General features: G+C 52.4%; 14 protein-coding genes. 4 read left to right on the top strand and 10 right to left on the bottom strand.

Annotation, left to right across the window (positions count from 1 at the left end):
* Positions 1-28 precede the first annotated feature (28 nt).
* Genes DWZ56_RS21825 through DWZ56_RS21815 form a run of 3 tightly spaced genes read right to left on the bottom strand, consistent with a single transcriptional unit; the run spans position 29 to position 6,271 of the window.
* Positions 29-1,504, bottom strand: a complete 1,476-nt coding sequence (locus tag DWZ56_RS21825; protein ID WP_118558743.1) for a serine hydrolase domain-containing protein — start codon at positions 1,502-1,504, stop codon at positions 29-31.
* Positions 1,505-1,550: 46 nt separating this feature from the next.
* The gene (locus DWZ56_RS21820) at positions 1,551-2,159 is read right to left on the bottom strand and encodes a TetR/AcrR family transcriptional regulator (protein WP_118558742.1); all 609 of its coding nucleotides are present in this window, start codon (positions 2,157-2,159) and stop codon (positions 1,551-1,553) included.
* A complete protein-coding gene (locus tag DWZ56_RS21815; protein WP_118558741.1) occupies positions 2,159-6,271 on the bottom strand; it encodes an efflux RND transporter permease subunit in 4,113 nt (1,370 codons plus the stop codon). Before DWZ56_RS21815 ends, DWZ56_RS21820 begins: the two co-directional genes overlap by 1 nt.
* Positions 6,272-6,533: 262 nt before the next feature.
* On the opposite strand from DWZ56_RS21815, the gene DWZ56_RS21810 reads away from it, so the two are divergent.
* From DWZ56_RS21810 to DWZ56_RS21800, 3 genes are all read left to right on the top strand, one after another.
* Positions 6,534-7,091 (top strand): RNA polymerase sigma factor, encoded by a 558-nt coding sequence (locus DWZ56_RS21810; RefSeq protein ID WP_158584688.1) that lies wholly within the window; start codon positions 6,534-6,536, stop codon positions 7,089-7,091.
* A 36-nt stretch (positions 7,092-7,127) separates the two neighbouring features.
* Positions 7,128-7,886: an immunoglobulin-like domain-containing protein gene (locus tag DWZ56_RS21805; protein ID WP_118558739.1), complete on the top strand. Its 759-nt coding sequence runs from the start codon at positions 7,128-7,130 to the stop codon at positions 7,884-7,886.
* A gap of 114 nt (positions 7,887-8,000) precedes the next feature.
* Positions 8,001-8,996, top strand: a complete 996-nt coding sequence (locus DWZ56_RS21800; RefSeq protein ID WP_118558738.1) for a DUF4349 domain-containing protein — start codon at positions 8,001-8,003, stop codon at positions 8,994-8,996.
* Between the two features lie 149 nt (positions 8,997-9,145).
* Here DWZ56_RS21800 and DWZ56_RS21795 read toward each other — a convergent pair whose 3' ends face one another.
* The 4 genes from DWZ56_RS21795 to DWZ56_RS21780 all read right to left on the bottom strand — a co-directional run bounded on the left by DWZ56_RS21795 (position 9,146) and on the right by DWZ56_RS21780 (position 12,014).
* A complete protein-coding gene (locus DWZ56_RS21795; RefSeq protein ID WP_118558764.1) occupies positions 9,146-10,063 on the bottom strand; it encodes a SufB/SufD family protein in 918 nt (305 codons plus the stop codon).
* Between the two features lie 87 nt (positions 10,064-10,150).
* Complete coding sequence (locus DWZ56_RS21790) at positions 10,151-10,873, bottom strand: ABC transporter ATP-binding protein (protein WP_118558737.1); 723 nt, start codon at positions 10,871-10,873, stop codon at positions 10,151-10,153.
* Positions 10,874-10,918: 45 nt separating this feature from the next.
* Complete coding sequence (locus DWZ56_RS21785) at positions 10,919-11,611, bottom strand: LrgB family protein (protein ID WP_118558736.1); 693 nt, start codon at positions 11,609-11,611, stop codon at positions 10,919-10,921.
* Positions 11,604-12,014, bottom strand: coding sequence for a CidA/LrgA family protein (locus tag DWZ56_RS21780; protein ID WP_118558763.1), 411 nt, complete (start codon positions 12,012-12,014; stop codon positions 11,604-11,606). Before DWZ56_RS21780 ends, DWZ56_RS21785 begins: the two co-directional genes overlap by 8 nt.
* Positions 12,015-12,345: 331 nt before the next feature.
* On the opposite strand from DWZ56_RS21780, the gene DWZ56_RS21775 reads away from it, so the two are divergent.
* Positions 12,346-13,722 (top strand): FAD-dependent oxidoreductase, encoded by a 1,377-nt coding sequence (locus DWZ56_RS21775; RefSeq protein WP_118558735.1) that lies wholly within the window; start codon positions 12,346-12,348, stop codon positions 13,720-13,722.
* 21 nt (positions 13,723-13,743) lie between these two features.
* On the opposite strand, the gene DWZ56_RS21770 is transcribed toward DWZ56_RS21775, so the two are convergent.
* The 3 genes from DWZ56_RS21770 to DWZ56_RS21760 all read right to left on the bottom strand — a co-directional run bounded on the left by DWZ56_RS21770 (position 13,744) and on the right by DWZ56_RS21760 (position 17,111).
* Positions 13,744-15,768 (bottom strand): beta-galactosidase, encoded by a 2,025-nt coding sequence (locus tag DWZ56_RS21770; RefSeq protein ID WP_243095423.1) that lies wholly within the window; start codon positions 15,766-15,768, stop codon positions 13,744-13,746.
* A gap of 101 nt (positions 15,769-15,869) precedes the next feature.
* A complete protein-coding gene (locus DWZ56_RS21765; RefSeq protein WP_118558733.1) occupies positions 15,870-16,304 on the bottom strand; it encodes a hypothetical protein in 435 nt (144 codons plus the stop codon).
* Positions 16,305-16,493: 189 nt separating this feature from the next.
* Positions 16,494-17,111 (bottom strand): recombinase family protein, encoded by a 618-nt coding sequence (locus DWZ56_RS21760; protein ID WP_118558732.1) that lies wholly within the window; start codon positions 17,109-17,111, stop codon positions 16,494-16,496.
* Between the last annotated feature and the right edge of the window lie 68 nt (positions 17,112-17,179).

The raw sequence follows: 17,179 nt of genomic DNA, 5'->3' as shown, positions 1-17,179 counted from the left end.
ATTTTTGCAATACTAATTAGTGCAAAATTTAAACCTCTGCTATCCCGCCGGCATATCCCGCATACTCATTCAGGAAATCCTCTGCCGACTTATTCATGTACACTCCTACCAGATTGTCTCTGAAACTGAAAAACATATTCAGAATTCCGAAATACCGGTCGATCACCTGCACCTTGATATACAGCTTATGGGGCTCCACCCAGGCTCCTGATGCCGCGCATCTGTAGAAATTGCCCGGCGCGCAGACAGACCCCACCCCGTCAGAATACCCCTCCTGCGGAAACGGTCCGTATACATTGCGGCATATTCCAAAACGCAGCTCCTTGTCGCCCTGCCCGTTGGTATATTTCAGACAGCCTTCCTCCCCATGAAAGGACAGCTGCAACCTGGTAATGCCCATGGGGTTATCATCCATCCGGTATGTGACATTGTCCACCCGGCTCATCCAGTCCGACTGCCGGCTGCCTGAAGCGGCCTGCAGCGTGAGACCGCCGCAGTACGAGCAAAGGCGCCCGTATGCCTCTTCTCCGCCTTCTATCGCTTCATCCTCTGCCGTATTTACGATCAGATCGAAGAAGCTGTCAATGATGATCTTTTTAGCGGATTCTTTTCCCTGATTGTCTCCGTTATATACCATGATCAGATCCTTATCCGGAATGCCCAGGGCGAACTGACATCCCATGCCGTTAAACAGCCATGCGTTTTCACCGGCTCTCCAGATCTGATACCCATAGCCCTTCGTGTCAAATTCATCTTCATCCCAGAAATTATTGTCAACCTGCTTTGCTGTGGCTTCACTGATATATCTTTCATTCAATATCTGCTCGCCGTTCCACCTGCCCTTATTCATGACAAACCTCGCGATCTTCAGCAAATCCGCCGGTTTGCAGAGCACGCCGGAATCTCCCCAGGAATGGCCTCCCGGGCACTTCAGGCAGTACGCCTCTTTGGATACCCCGATTTTATCAAAAAGCTTTACGCGCAGGTATTCCATAAACGGCATGCCGCTGATTCGTTCCACCAGGGCACACAGGATAAAGGAACCGGTGCTGTCATACTGAAAGACAGTTCCGGACGGCCGGGACTGCTTTGTATCGTTTTCAAAATAGAACCTGACCCTGTCCGAAGTTCTCGCCGTAAACCAGTTGCGCTCCAGCTTGGCCGTACACATCATCAGCATATGGCGTATGGTCTGGTTTCTCATATTGGCGTCCTGCTGTTTTTTCAGTTCCTCTTCAAAATATTTGGAAATCGGGTCATCCAGTGACAGCTTTTTGTCCTGTTCAAGAAAACCGACCGCGAGAGAGACAAAGCTCTTGCTGACCGAATACATCCGGTGCAGAAAATCGCTGTGAAACGGCTCCCAGTATGCTTCAAACACAACAGAATCCCCCCTGGCCAGTATCAGGTCATGGGTGGACAGTCTGTTTTTCTCAAGTACTACAATATACTCCTGTATCTTCTTAGATGAAATGCCTTTCTTCTCCGGTGCCGTATAATCCATGGTATTTGCCCTCCCGCAATATCTTCCGCCCGTACGGGCGTTTCCATCATAAAGTTTTTAACACACATTCAAGCGCATAATCCTTGGCGTCCTGCACGGTAACGCCCTCAATCGTATCCATACTGCTTAAGTATACCGCAAACTGGACGATCTGGGAAGACAGGCTGGCGCTGGCATAGTAGCGGTTTGCGGAGGCGTCGATCAGCCCCTCCTTTATACCCGAGTTTATCATCTCATTTACAATGCCTTCCATCAGCTCCCTGCCGTCATTGTCCAGGCCATTCTGGCACTCCGCCTTTAAAGCTGCTTTGATCTCAAAAGACTGCGTACCGATCTTAATCAGCTGCATGAAGGATTTGTTGGCGCTGAAATTGAGTTCCAGCCAGTTCAATATCACCATGACTTTTTCCCGGAAAGAGGAGACCTGGCAGATCCGGTCCCGTATCTCCCCGGCTTTTATCCTGAAATCATAGATCAGCGCTCTGACGATAATCTCTTCTTTGCTTTTAAAATATTCATAGGCAGTGCCCTTTCCGATTCCGGCCTTTTCCGTGATCTGGGACACCGTCAGCGAATTGATATCGCAGCCCTCATCCACTAGAGTGCAGACCGCGCGATACAGAGCCAGAACCTTCGCAGACAGTTCCTTTTTCATCAAACCTCATCCTCCCCCGCTTCTTCCTTTGTTTCCAGTTCCGCCGTTTCCTGCTCCTTACCCTTCTTCTCCCTGTTGAACACATCATAGATACAGGGTACCACAAACAGCGTCAGCAGCGTTCCGTACACCAGCCCTCCGATCGTAACAATGGCCATCGGCTGCACCATGTCGCTTCCCATGCCCATTCCCATAGCCATGGTGGACAGCCCCAGCACTGTGGTCAGCGCGGTCATGATAATCGGGCGCAGACGGGTCCGCCCCGCCTCCACAATGGCTTCCTTCTTCGCCATGCCGTCCCGGCGCAGCTGGTTGATGTAGTCCACCAGCACGATGCCGTTGTTCACGATGATGCCGGACAGCATGACAAAGCCGATCATAGCGATCACACTGATTTCATTTCCAGTAAAATAGAGTCCGAACAGTCCTCCCGTAAATGCCAGCGGTATCGTGAACATGATGATAAACGGTGAAAGCAGGGACTGGAACTGCGCCACCATGATCAGATACATGAATACAATGGCCAGCGCCAGCATCTTAAACAGCTCGACCATCGCCTCATTGATGCTCTCATCCTCACCTGCCATTTTGGCCGTATAGCCTTCCGGCATGTTATATCCGTCCAGCGCTTTCTGTACATCCGCCGCCACCAAGCCGATATTGTGATTCCTGTCGATGGACGCAGACACGGTGATATAACGGCTCTGAGCGTTCCTGCGGATGGACGCCATGCTCTGCGCATCCGTGAAATCCGCCACATCAGAGAGCTTTACCTCTTCCTTCCCGCCGTTTCTGTCGGTGACCGTAAGGACCATATCGCGGATATCCTGTCTGGTCTTCTCCTCTGCCTCCCCATCGTGCACCACCACGTCATAATCCGTCACATCGTTGGATATGGTGGTCGCGGTGGAGGATTTGGCCAGCTCTGCCGCAATGGCCTGATACACCTGCGCCACGGTCAGATTATGCTCGCTGGCTCTGTCCTTATTGACGATCACGCGCAGTTCCTCAGTGGTCTCATCTATGCCGTCGCTCACCTCCGCGGTTCCTTCCACACCGCGCACCAGCTCCGCCACATCCTCTGCGATCTGCTGCAGTTTATCCAGATCCCGCCCTTTAATCTGTATGGATATGCCGCTGCCGCCCAGCGCGCTCATATCCATGCTGGAAGTGCTGACGGAAAGCTCACAGTTTAAATCCGCAGTCTTCTCTTCGATCGCATCTGCCAGTTCATCGTTGGTCAGTTCTTTATCTTCCTTTAAAATCAGATACATGGTAACCGAATCAGCGCCGGAGGAGCTGCCGCCTCCGCCGCCCATGATGCCGCTCATCATGGATCCTCCGGCCATCGCGCCCACGGTCTCCACATCGGGAATCGTTGTCAGGCGTTCAATCACCTGGTCGGACATGGCCGCCAGATCTGCAAGAGGCGTATGATCCTCCATGCTCATCGTGATGCTGACCTGGGTGCTCTCCATTTCAGGCATCATGGAAGTCCCTCTGGATACCGCACACACGCCGCTCACCGCAAGCAGCACCACAGAGCCAATCAGAACCAGAGGTTTCAGCTTCAGCGAGCCCTTAAGCAGCAGCGCATATCCGTTCTGTATCCTGTCGAAGATCCCGTGCTTCTTTTCCACCGACCGGCCCAGCATTCCCGCAGACATCATCGGCACCAGGGTCAGGGCGATCACGAGACTTGCCAGCAGAGAATAGGCGATGGTCAGTCCCATATCCACAAAGAGCTGCCTCGTGATACCTGTGGTGAATACGATCGGCGCAAAAACGGATACGGTAGTGAGGGTGGATGCCATAATCGCTCCGCCCACCTGGGTCGCTCCTTCTATGGCCGCTTTCTTTGCGGGAACGCCCTGATTCCGCAGCCGGTAAACATTCTCTATCACGACGATGGAGTTATCCACCAGCATACCCACTCCTAAGGCCAGTCCGGACAGGGAGATAATATTCAGCGTAACACCGCTGAAATACATCAGCACCACAGCTGTCAGAAGGCTGATCGGGATGGAGCAGGCAATGATCAGCGTGGGCTTTAAATCTCTAAGGAATAGCAGCAGGATCAGCACGGCCAAAAGGCCGCCGAAGGCCATATTCTCAAGCACGGAGTTGACCACCATATCGATATAGATACCCTGATCCATCAGCACCGTAAAATGAAGGGTTTCATCCTCCGCCATCAGCTTTTCAAATTTATCCTTCAGCTTATTGGACACATCGCCGGTGGAATATCCGGTCTGCTTCTGCATGGTCATGATAATGCCCGGATTGCCGTTGATCTTGGCATAGACCTCATCCGAATTATCCGTGGTGAACACATCGGCCACATCCGAAAGCCTGATCGGCTCCACGTCCTCGATACCCATGCCGGCAGGATCGAACAGAACCAGGTTTTTCAACTGGTCCTCTTCCTCTATCTTATCTCCGACCCTCACCATATAGTCCACGCCGTCCTCTGTCACATAGCCGGCGGGCATGGAAAAGTTCTGGGCGGTCAGGATGTTCTTGATCATGGATGCGGTGATCACATCGCTCATATCCGCGCTGTCATATGCGGTTTCTTTGGTTTTCTCAAATTCCTCCTCGGCCGCATCCAGCTGCGTCTTACCCGCTTCAATCTGTGATTTGGCGGCGTTTAACTGCGCTTCGGAGACGCTCATCTGAAGGGAGGCCAGAGCCTGGTTTTTGCTAAGCTCCACCATAGCCTCATTCACCGTCAGTTTACCTTCCGCGATCTTTGCTTTGGCTTCTTCCAGCGCCGCTTTGCCGCCGGTGATCGCAGTCTGCATCTCGCCGATCTGCTGTGTCATGGAGGAAAGCTCGGCCTTCCCCTTATCCAGCGCCTCTCTGGCGGCTGTCAGCGCCTGGGACTCTATGGAAAGCAGCTGTTCTGCCTCTTCCAGGTTTTTCACGCCGGGCTGCAGGTTTTCATACAGAAGACGCATCTGTTCCATCTGCGCCTTCTGCGCCTTAAGTGCGTCGATCTGTTCCTCGCCAGCGCCTGCTGCTTCCAGCTCCGCGATCTGCGCTTCCAGCGCTTTGATGCCGGTGTCCAGGGTCGAAAGCTGCGCCTCAATCTCCGCGGATGTCGGAATAGAAGTAATGCCGAGCGGTTTTAACATCTCCAGTATCTGCTTCCTGCCGTTTTCAATGGCGGCTGTCTGTTCCGCCACCTTTTTCTCCTCATCGGCTACCTGTCCCTGGAGTCTGTCCACCTCTTCCTCCAGCTTTTTTAAAGCTTCCTTGAGCATGGACAGCGTGTTCTCCTTATCGGAAATCAGCGCTTCCTGGATCGCCAGCTGGTTTTCACCGCTTATGATCTCCTGCTGCGCCTGCTCCAGCTTGAGCTGTCCTTCCGCAATCTGATCAAATGCCTGCTGTTTGCCGCTCTCCAACTGCTGTTTACCGTTATCGATCTGTTTCTCACCGCTCTCCAGCTCGTCCCGGCCCTTCTCCATCTCTTCCTGGGCCTCCTGGAATTTACTGTCCAGCGACGCGCGGATCCTGTTATTAACCTCTTCAATCTTCTCCGGGCGCAGGATTACCTGAATGGTTTCTTCAATATCGCCGGTGGTGGAGACTGAAGCCACTCCCTCCAGGCTCTCCAGCTCCTGGGACAGGCTGTCCTGCACCAGACGGGTCACCTGAGCGCTGGTAAGGCCGTCGGCATCCACCGCCGCCACCATAACCGGCAGCATATCCGGGTTCAGTTTCATGATAATCGGGCTGCCCACCGAATCGTCCCAGTAAGCGCCGATCTGATCCAGGCTTTCCCTCATCTCGATGGTGACGGAATCCATATTCGTCGTTTCCGCAAACTCCAGTATAACCATGGAATAGTTTTCACTGGATACGGAACTGATATTCTGTATATTGCTGACCGTGGCCATGGCCGACTCTATGGGCTTGGTCACCGCTGTCTCCACCTCCTCGGGACTCGCCCCCACATAGGTGGTCATAACGATCGCATAAGGCAGATTCATGCTGGGCAGCAGATCTGTCGTCATGTTGGTAAAGGATACAAATCCCAGAATCAGGATCAGCACTACGGCTACAACCACCGTATATGGCTTCTTTACACTAATTTTTGATAACATGGCTTTCTCCATTCCTGATGTTTTAATATCTGTCGCTGTATTCCGTCCGACCAGTCGGTCGGAAACCTAAAGGTTATTATAGAGCAGTAATGGCAGCATAGCAAATTAAAAAAATATTAAATTTTTGTAGTAAAAGTATATCCGCATACGTTATGATAGACAGAGAGACGTCAATCAACTGCCTGTGCACGCCGCACAGGTGTTGCCATACCCGCTTACATTATAAACAGACAGCCGGATATGCGCAGAAATGAGGATGAGCATGCTGATTTTTTTAACATTGGTGGATACACAGGAAGAAAAAGACAAGTTCACCGCCCTTTATGAAAAATACCGCTATTTTATGTGGTACCTGGCCAACCAGATCCTGAATGATTATCAGCTGGCTGAGGACGCGGTCCAGGATTCTTTTCTTGTGCTGACCAAGCATCTTAATAAGGTGGACTCGGTGGACAGCCCTCAGACGAAGCGCTATCTCGCCACAATCGCTAAGAGCAGGGCCATCGATATCCTCCGTAAAAAAGGCCGGCTGGAGGATCCTTCCTCCGAAGTGCCGGAAACCGACTCGGCGGACAGCCGGCAGGCAGATCTCCTGGATGAGCTGATCGTAAAAGAAGACTACGAATATCTGCTTTCCTGCATACGCTCCCTGGATGAATCCTACCGGACCGTGCTGGAATGCAGATACCTGCATCAGATGTCCGAAAAGGAAACCGCGGTCTTTTTAAATGTGGCTCCCAAAACAGTGAATGTCAGAATCTTCCGGGCGCGAAAAAAGCTGCAGGAAATGCTGGCTCCGTCTTCCGCTATACGATTCTGACCCGCGCAACATAAGGCGCAGAAAAGAGGTAAACTTATGACACAGGCAACTTCCTCCAAGGCCGCTCAGATGCTGCAAAACGCTCTGAAAGAAAGCCTGGATGAACAGATACAGGCCATACCGGCTCCGGATTCGCTGAAAGCGCTGTATCCGTTTCGCAGGGATCTGGTCCGCGAGCGAAGCCGCAGAAAACGGCGCATTGCTTACAGGATCTTAAAAAGTGCGGCGGCCCTTATCCTGCTTTTCATCATAATAGGAGGGTTCAATTATTTCATCACCCCGTTTTTCCGCATGAAGAGCACATCGCCCGCTCAGAACAGCGGCCATGAAAACGCCGTGCAGGAAACGGCGGCCGGCGTCACCTCGGCGGCATCGGCTGCATCCGATGCGGATACAGAGATAGAAGGGATCACAGATCTGTCGGGCTTTAGTGCCGCGGATATACAGGCGGTTCCGTCACCTTCTGCCTCTCTTGAGATCACAGGCCCCCTTGGCGCTGACGGCGTTCTTCCGGTTTCCGTCACCAACCTGGCTGCGGAAACACTGTCCATGAACACCGCATTCCGCCTGGAGTCACTTGTAAACGGCGCATGGACGGAGCTTTCCCTGAAGGACCGCTATGACACGGCCGGGGAAAACGTCACGCTTTCTCCCGGCGGCACATTTCATGCCGGTGTCAGCCTTCTGCAATACGAGCTGCCGGACGATCCCGCAGGCACCTACCGCCTGACCATACCGGCCGGCAAGGAAGACACAGCGGTCGTATTCACGCTTCAACGTTCATTCACAGGATAACTATAATGGAAAGTGGAAGCACACTGAAGTGTGCGCAGGTCATCAACCTTCGGTTGGTGACATTAAAAAGCTTTATTTCTTTAGCTCTAAACTTATTATACGAGGAGGGGTAACATGAATGAAAAAAAGAAACTGAGACGCGCTGCATCCGCGCTGGCTGCGGCAGTTCTGCTCATCGCTCTGACAGTGGGCGGCTGCAGTGCCAAGAGCATGGACTCACAGGGGTTCCCCGGAGCATACACAGGTGAGAATTCCTCCTACAGGAACGAGACAGTGGCTGAAACCGCGGCCGCCTCGGAAAACATGGATTCATCCGGCACATCTCTGACAAGCGAAACTGATGTTCTGGCTTCCACACCAAAAAACCAGCGGAAACTCATCAAAAATGTGGATCTGTCTGTGGAGACCAAAGAATTTGACTCATTGATTACTTCCCTGTCCGCCAAAATTGAGGAGCTGGGCGGGTACGTAGAGAATTCCGACATTTCCGGCAGCAGCTATCAGTATCAGAACACCCGGTACGGCTATATGACCGCCCGTATCCCCCAGGACCGGCTGGACGAATTTGTAACCTGTGTCTCCTCTCTCGGCAATGTCACCAGGCGCCATGACTCGGTGCAGGATGTAACCTTGCAGTATGTGGATACGGAAAGCAAGATCAAATCCCTGAAGGCCGAGCAGGAATCCCTCATAACGATGCTGGAGAAGGCTGAGAACCTGGAAGACATCATCAAAATCCAGTCACGGCTGACCGAAGTGCGCTACCAGTTGGAGTCCAACGAATCCCAGCTGCGCACCTATGACAATCTGGTGACCTACAGCACCGTCACCATGGACATCACCGAAGTAAAGCAGATCACCGAGCCCGCCCCCACCGGCACTTTCGATGAAATACGCCAGCGGTTGGAAGGCAACCTGGCCGATATCGCCGGCGGTTTCCTGGATTTCTTCATCTGGCTCGTCAGCAGCCTGCCCTATCTCCTGATCTGGGCCGCAGTGATCCTCGGTATCGTACTGCTGGTCCGCAGGCTCTGGAAGAAGCATACGCCTAAGAAAAAGGGCCCGAATCCGCCCGCTGCTGAAAATAAGCAGGATACTTTGCAGGAGTAAATTCTTTATAACACTTCATGGTCAGACTAAGAACACCGGGTGCACCAAAAAACCGAAACTTACCTAACAAGTTTCGGTTTTTATGCTCTCTTTTCAATTATATTTTCTCAAACTCCGCTCACAATATACCCACAGCGCAATATGGGGCATCACTTCAAAAATCCGTTGACAATCTGCTCTTCCGCTTCCGCCTCCGTCAGCCCCAGCGTCATGAGTTTTACGATCTGCTCGCCGGCAATCTTGCCGATGGCAGCCTCATGTATCAGGGCCGCATCCGGATGATTGGCGCTGATCTTGGGCACCGCGCTGATTCTGGCATCCCCCATGATGATCGCATCGCACTCCGTATGCCCGCTGCATCTGGCATTTCCGTTGATCTCGGAGATAAACAGCTGATCGGAGCTGTCCTTGGCCACCGATCTGGAAATGATGTTCGCGCCGGCATCCTCACCGTTTAAATCCACAGAAAACTCGCTGACCGCATGCTGGCTGCCGTGGGTCATAAGGCGCTCCATAACCACGATCTTTGCCCCTGCTTTAAGGGACGCCTTAGTAAGGCGCTCCGTGGAATCCACGCCTTTGATCTGCACGGTATCCATCTCCATATAGCCACCTTCATCGATCTCTACAATGGTCTGGGGATTCATGATCCTCTCGCCTTTTCCGTCACCGCTGCCATAATGCTTCTCCACATATTTGATCCTGGCGTTCTTACCGATAAAGAAGCGGTGTATCCCGTCATGCCTGGACATGGCGTCGCCGCCGTTATGGATCCCGCAGCCGGCGATGATCGTCACATCCGCGTTTTCGCCTATATAAAAATCGTTATACACCATCTCCGTCAGCCCCGACTGGCTTAAGACCACCGGGATATGCACGCTCTCGTTTCTGGTGCCCGGCTTGATGCGGATGTCGATTCCGGTCCCGTCCTCCTTGGATATGATATCGATATTGGCGGTGGTATTTCTCTCCACGCTCTTTCCGTTCGCACGTATATTATAGGCACCCGCCGGGACTTCATGCAGCCCGGCCACAGCCTCCAGCAATTGCATCTGTATCGCGTCCATCTGTTCCTCCATTTCCGCGCACTGCCGTGCACCTGTCCTCTTTATTACCGCCGCAGCCGCCTGCCGTTTTTATGCAGCTTTTTCATCTCACTGATAGAACTTGCAGTTCTCGCCTTCTGGCTGATTTAAAAGCTCCGGCAGTATCTTTGCTCCGGATCCGTGCCCTGCAATCCGGCCGGCCGCTATCACCACGATCTCGTCGGCAATCTTCAGGATTCTCTCCTGATGGGAGATGATCATGATGGAACCGTGGATCTCCTCGTGCAGCTTCTCAAAAACCTTGATCAGATTCTGGAAGCTCCACAGATCGATTCCTGCCTCCGGCTCATCAAACACAGAGAGCTTCGTCCCCCTGGCGATGATTGTTGCGATTTCGATGCGCTTTAACTCCCCACCGGACAGGCTGGCGTTAACCTCCCGGTTAATGTAGTCCCTGGCACACAGCCCGACTTCCGACAGATACTCGCAGGCGCCCATGACGGATATCCGCCTGCCTGCCGCCAGACGAAGCAGATCCAGCACCGTCACGCCCTTAAAGCGCACCGGCTGCTGAAAGGCATAGCTGATGCCGAGCTTTGCCCGCTGTGTGATTCCAAGATCCGTGATGTCCTCCCCGTCCAGCAGTATGCGGCCGGAAGTGGGTTTTTCGATCCCCGCAATGACCTTGGCCAGCGTGGATTTTCCGCCTCCGTTGGGGCCGGTAATCGCGATAAATTTATTGTCATCCAGTTTCAGGCTGATATCCTTCAATATGCCCTTGGTATCCTTTTCCGCTTCCACTTCAAAGGAAATATTTTTCAATTCCAGCATCATTCTTCCTCCATGATCAGTATCTCCGGCCGTGGGCCGGTCTTCCTATAGCAGGCCCGCAAACAGCGGCGCCACCACAACAGTAATCACTCCTGCCACCACAACGGCCAGACTGGACATGGCCCCCTGAACCTCTCCAAAGGTAAGGGCGGTGGATGTGCCGATGGCATGAGCGGAATTACCGCAGGCCAGACCCACAGCCACAGGATTGGTAATTTTAAAAATACGGCAGACAAATCTGGCGACAATGGCGCCGAACAGGCCCGTGATCATCACCGCAAGGATCGTAATGCTCTGGCTGCCTTCCAGTTCTCCTGTAATGCCTATGGCGATGGCGGTGGTTACGGATTTGGACTGCAGGGAATGATACAGCTCCGTTTCCAGGCCGAAGCACCAGCACATTGCGAAGATGGACAGCGCGCAGGCCAGGCAGCCGCACAGGATGCTGACAATCAGCGCGAATGCATTGTCCTTGAGCACCTGAATCTGCTTATACATCGGAATCGCCAGGCAGACCGTGGCAGGCGTCAGCAGATAGGTGATGTATTTGGCGCTGCTGTTATATACTTCATAATCAATATGAAGCACGGACAGGATCACCACGATCATGACCACAGTCCAAAGCAGCGGATTAAAAATCGCATAGGGCAGTTTCTTCTGCACCAGGGAACAAAACCAGTATACAAGGATGCTTAGGAAAAAGCCGAAATAGGTCGACTGCGCCAGAAACTCATTCATAATCCGCCTCGCTTTCCCGCGTCTTAGCGGCACTCTGTTTTGTTTCTGACGGCCTGTCCTTTTTTCGCTCCATCAAAAACTGGGCCATCTTTCCGGTAACCACCATAACCACCAGGGTGCTCACCACCGCAATCACAAAAATCTGAACCAGGCTTCCCAGCACGTCCTTTAAAACGGTCATCATGCTGGCGCTGACGGCGATAAAGCAGATGGGCATAATGCTAAGCAGCCATCCTCCCACATCCTCCACCTGATCCAGACGGATTATTTTTGTCAGCAGACAAAAAAACAGAATCAGCAGCCCGTAGACACTGCCCGGAACCGGCAGCGGCAGCAGTTGATTCAAGAGTTCCCCTAAAAAGGAGATGCCTGCAATAATCATAAACTGATATACATATTTCATAAGAACCTCCGGGCACACCGCGCCTTTCTCCATAATGCGGCACGATTCCCCACAAGCTTTTATTATAAAACCTTTGTTATATTCTGGCAAGTTCTTTTCCCGATCCACACGGATATCGTAACAGTTCAGACGGCTCATCTTCTTGACCGAAGAAACCGGTCAAGAAGCATCGGATGTCCATCCGATGTGAAAAATAGTGCAAAAACAGTCTTATGAGCAAGCTCAACGCCTGCTTTTGCACTATTTTTCCCGCCGTCTGAACTGTTGCGTAATATCATCTTTATGCATATTATAATAGAAAATGGAAATCCTATGCAAGAGGTGATATTGTATGGAATCCATATGGTTAAAAGAATATAACGCCCCGGAATTTCCATCCCTTGACAGGGATCTGGAGGCGGATGCCGCGGTAGTCGGCGGCGGGCTGGCGGGCATACTGACCGCATATTTTCTGGCTGAACACGGAAAACGCGTCGTAATCCTGGAGGGCAGACGGATCGGACTGGGCGCCACGGCTTATACGACAGCGAAAATCACCAGCCAACATGGGCTGTGTTATGCGAAACTGATCCGTAATTACGGTCAGGAAAGGGCAAGGCAATATGCCAAAGCGAATCAGAAGGCCATCAAGTCCTATCAACATATTATTGAATCCAAACATATTGACTGCGATTATCTGCCGGCCTACGCGGATGTATACAGCATTCATGGGACTGATAACGTCCGCGAAGAGGCGGAGGCAGCCCGAATATGCGGGATTGACGCCGAATTTGTCACGGATACGGAGCTTCCTTTTGCGGTGGACGGTTCGGTGCGTTTCAGCGGACAGGCGCAGTTTCATCCGCTGAAGTTTTTATCCTCCCTTGCCCGGGGACTGGAAATCTATGAACATTCCTTCGTTACGGATGTGAACAGCCACCGGCTCACGGTGAAAACGGATGAGGGGGAGTATACGGTTAAAGCCCAGGATATCGTGATCGCCACCCATTATCCGATGATCAATGCGCCGGGATTTTATTTCACCCGCATGCATCAGAGCCTTTCCTATGTGCTGGCGCTTAAATCCGTACCGGCCTTAAACGGCATGTACTTAAGCGCCGGTGAAGACGGATTTTCCTTCCGAAGCTATGGGGACACGCTGCTGATTGGCGGCTGTGGACACCGAACCGGTGCGCGCAGCGAAATAAACGGCTACGAACAGCTGAAAGAGGCCGCCAAACGTTTCTTCCCGGGTACGGAGATTGCCGCCAGGTGGTCCAACGAGGATTCCATGCCGCATGACGGACTTCCGTTTATCGGCCGCTATTCCAGAGCCACGCCCCATATCTATGTGGCGTCCGGTTTTCAGAAATGGGGGATGACTACGGCGATGATCGCGGCAATGATGCTTTCCGATGAAATATCAGATATAACCAATGAATTTGAAGGACTTTTTTCCCCCAGGCGCCTGCATATTGCAGCGGCCGCCGGCCCGTTTTTTAAGGATATGGGGATCACGCTGCAAAATCTCATCTTTAAAAAATTCATGAGAGCAGGAACCCTGGAGGAAGAAAAGAAGAAGGGCTTTGGCCCGACCTGTCCGCATCTAGGATGTACGATGACCTGGAACGAGACAGATCAGACCTGGGACTGCCCGTGCCACGGCAGCCGTTTTACCGCGGACGGCTCCATCATCAATAATCCAGCCAAAAAGGGCATGGATATCTGATGAAACATCACTCATGATACATCACTCATGAAACGGCAGAATCCAGACACCGTAAGGCTCCATGGCACATTTCCCCGAGAGCTTCCGGCCGCTTAGCAGTTCCGGCAAAGGCTCCTTGAGTGTGATGTCACAGGGCTCCTTATCATAATTGAGCAGGAACATCCGGCTGCCCCGTACGGTCAGCTCCACAGACGCCGGAAGCAGCAGCCTGCCGTATACAGGCGATTGTATTCCCAGTTTTTTCAGAAACAGTTCTGCCGTATCACAGGCAAATCCGGCGCCGAAATACCACACGCTGCCTCTGCCATGCTTCTTATAGACCAGCGCCGGCTGCCCGTCATAGTAATTATTTCGGAACACTCCGGCGGTCTTAGCGCCCGGCAGGGGTTCCAGGATGTCGTTAAACACAGGGGCGGATACCTGCTCGCCGTCCCAGATCAGATACTCTTCCTCATCCATCGGTCCCAGCAGCGTGTAGTCCTTCACACGGACACCGCACAGATCCGCCGCGGGCCCCGGCATGGCCTGCATCGGGCATCTGCCGTACATATCCTTATAGCCGCTGCGGCAGCCCAGAATCAGCTGTCCTCCCTGTTCGGCATAAGCCTTCAGTATATCCGCGCGCTTCTGGTTCAGAAGGGTTGCATGCGGGTAGACGATCAGTTCATAGCCTGCCAGATCCGCCGCATCCGCAGTATCTCTGAAATCGACAAAATCAAACGGTATATGATTGCGCTGAAGCGCGCAGAACCAGCCGTCCATGCTGGCCTGCCTAAGCGGCCCGTGCCACAGGTCAAATTCCCCGTCCCAGGTATTGTCCCAGTCGGTAAGGATGGCGACCCTGGCCCGGCAGGGATGACCTGCGATGCCGTCCGCCTTAGCGAGTTCTTCATGTATCCGTTTTAATTCCTCCAGCCTGCGGTTAGGCTGATTGGAATAGTCATTTAAACCGTGCCAGTAGATTTCCGTGCCCACGCTGCAGGTGCGCCAGCGGAAATAGCTGACCATATCCGCGCCGTGAGCGATGGCCTGCCAGGTCCAAAGGCGCATCTGGCCGGGCTTTGGCGCCGGCTGCATCATGCGGAAATTCCATCCCCCGGGCCCGGACTGCTGCTCCATGATGCCAAAAACGGGGGAAATGCTGCGCACCCTGGCCAGATTAAAGGAACTGTTGCGGTCCTTCATGCCGTTTCCTTCCCCCGGTTTATGGGACAGGTCGTAGGCAAAATTGGGGTAATTGTCATAACAGATGAAATCCACGCCGGCATCCAGCAGTTCCTGATAGTCGATATCCTGAAAGATCCCGTTGGTGGTGATGAAGCGTCCGCCCGCCGTTACTTTAAGTATCGCGGCCTGTTCTGCAAGAAAAGAGACGGCCGACCGTGATATAAAGCGTTTCTGCTCCAGCTTCAGATGGGGGTTGGCGATATCCAGCCCCTGCGGGGAACGTCTCGGAAGGAAGATATGGTTCCAGTCCGTATACGTCTGATTCCAGAACACGGTGCCAAGCTTATCATTGAGCTCATCCAGCGTTTTGTATTTTTCCTTAAGATAGCTGCGAAATGCCGCATGATCGCTCTGCGCGTAATACTCGCTGATCTCGCAGTTGATCTCATTATCCAGCTGCCAGCCGATTATACAGGGATAGCGGTTAAAATGTTCTCCCATCTTTTCCACCAGTCTGGCGCAAAGCTCTCTGTATTTTATCGATGTCAGGTTATAGTGGCGGCGCATGCCGTGACGGATCAGATGCCCGTCGCCGTCCGCGTTTAAGACCTCAGGATACTTTTCCGTCAGCCAGGCGGGCGGCGTGGCCGTGGGCGTGCAGAAAATAACCTGCATCTCCTCCTGACCTGCCAGCTCTAAAAACCTGTCCCAGAAAGAAAAATCATATACCCCTTCTTCCCTTTCCATCAGGCTCCAGGCAAATTCTGCCACCCGGATCATCTCTATGCCGCATTCCTTCATCCTTCTAAGATCGTCCTGCCAGAGGGAAGCATCCCAGTGCTCCGGATAGTAGCAGACGCCTAATTTTATTCTGTCCATTTCTATAGAGTGCTCCATAATCTCTCCTGTCTGCGCAGCATGCTGCGCCGCTTTTTTCTATATGGAGTATACCATACCGGTTCCGGCCTGTCTGCCTCCTATTACACAATTCGAACGGATTTATACCATTTGATCAGCCAGTCTGAGCAGGTACCAAATATTTCCGCTGCGCTTCGCTCCTCCTGCATTTCATATAGCTGCCCCAACTCCTCCGAACTCATCTGGCCGTACAGTTCTTTTTCATATAGTGCGCACGCTCCCTCTTCTCCGGTCAGCGAAACGCATCTGCCTGTATCCAGATACCGGCAGATCGCACACACGGCGGCAGCTCCTCGGTATTTTGGTGAGAGGATGTTCAGATCATAATATTTTCTAAGCAGCTCTTCTATATAATGCAGCTCCGTTCCATGTTCCTTTGGAACTGCCTGCGGCAGGGCCGCCGCAAGCCCTGATGACTGGCCGCTGCGATATTTCATAAGCCGGCGGCGGCATACCTCCAGATCTCTGATATTTCTCACATAATCCTCAAATGACATTCTGATATATCCTCCCGACAATATAGTGTAGTTTTCTGTTGCCGGGCAAAATTTCCGTTTACTGCTGCCTGCCGGGATACCAAAACGCATTTTATAATAGAATATGATACTGATTTATGCTAATATGAAACTGAATGAAAAAAAAGCCTGTTTTACAGAAAACTACACATTTCTGTAAACGGCCTTTTCTTATAAACCTTTAAGCAGCAACGCCTTTTCATAGATATCCGCCCGGTAACGGAAGGTGGCAAGGGGCATCCGGCATTCCTTTGCAGCTGCCGTCCCCGTAATGCTGCCGACTTTCCAACGGCGGTAGACGCTGTGGAAGTTATCCGGCAGCGGTCTCGGGGGACGCCCGAACCGGACGCCTCTGGCTTTTGCGGCCGCAATGCCTTCAGCCTGTCGCTGGCGGATATTCGCCCGCTCATTCTCCGCCACAAATGAAAGTACCTGCAGCACGATATCGCTTAAAAAAGTCCCCATGAGGTCCTTTCCTCTGCGCGTATCAAGAAGCGGCATATCTAATACCGCTATATCAATCCCCCTTTCCTTTGTAAGAACGCGCCACTGCTCCAGTATTTCTCCGTAGTTACGGCCCAGACGGTCGATGCTTTTTATATACAGCAGATCATTCTTTTTCAACCTTCTCATCATCCGGCAATATTGCGGCCGATTAAAATCCTTGCCCGACTGCCTGTCTGTAAATATATGATTTTCGGGAACAGCCAGCTCCCGTATGGCGATCAGCTGCCTGTCCTCATTCTGCTCTCTCGTGCTGACACGGATATAGCCGTAGGTATTTCCCATCATGACCCCTCCTTCGTAAGCGCCAAATGTTAGGGTACCCCAACACATCTACCCTGACACCAACATGT

Source organism: Lachnotalea sp. AF33-28 (assembly GCF_003477885.1).
Classification (GTDB): domain Bacteria; phylum Bacillota; class Clostridia; order Lachnospirales; family Lachnospiraceae; genus AF33-28.
This window is presented reverse-complemented; position numbering and strand designations above follow the sequence as displayed.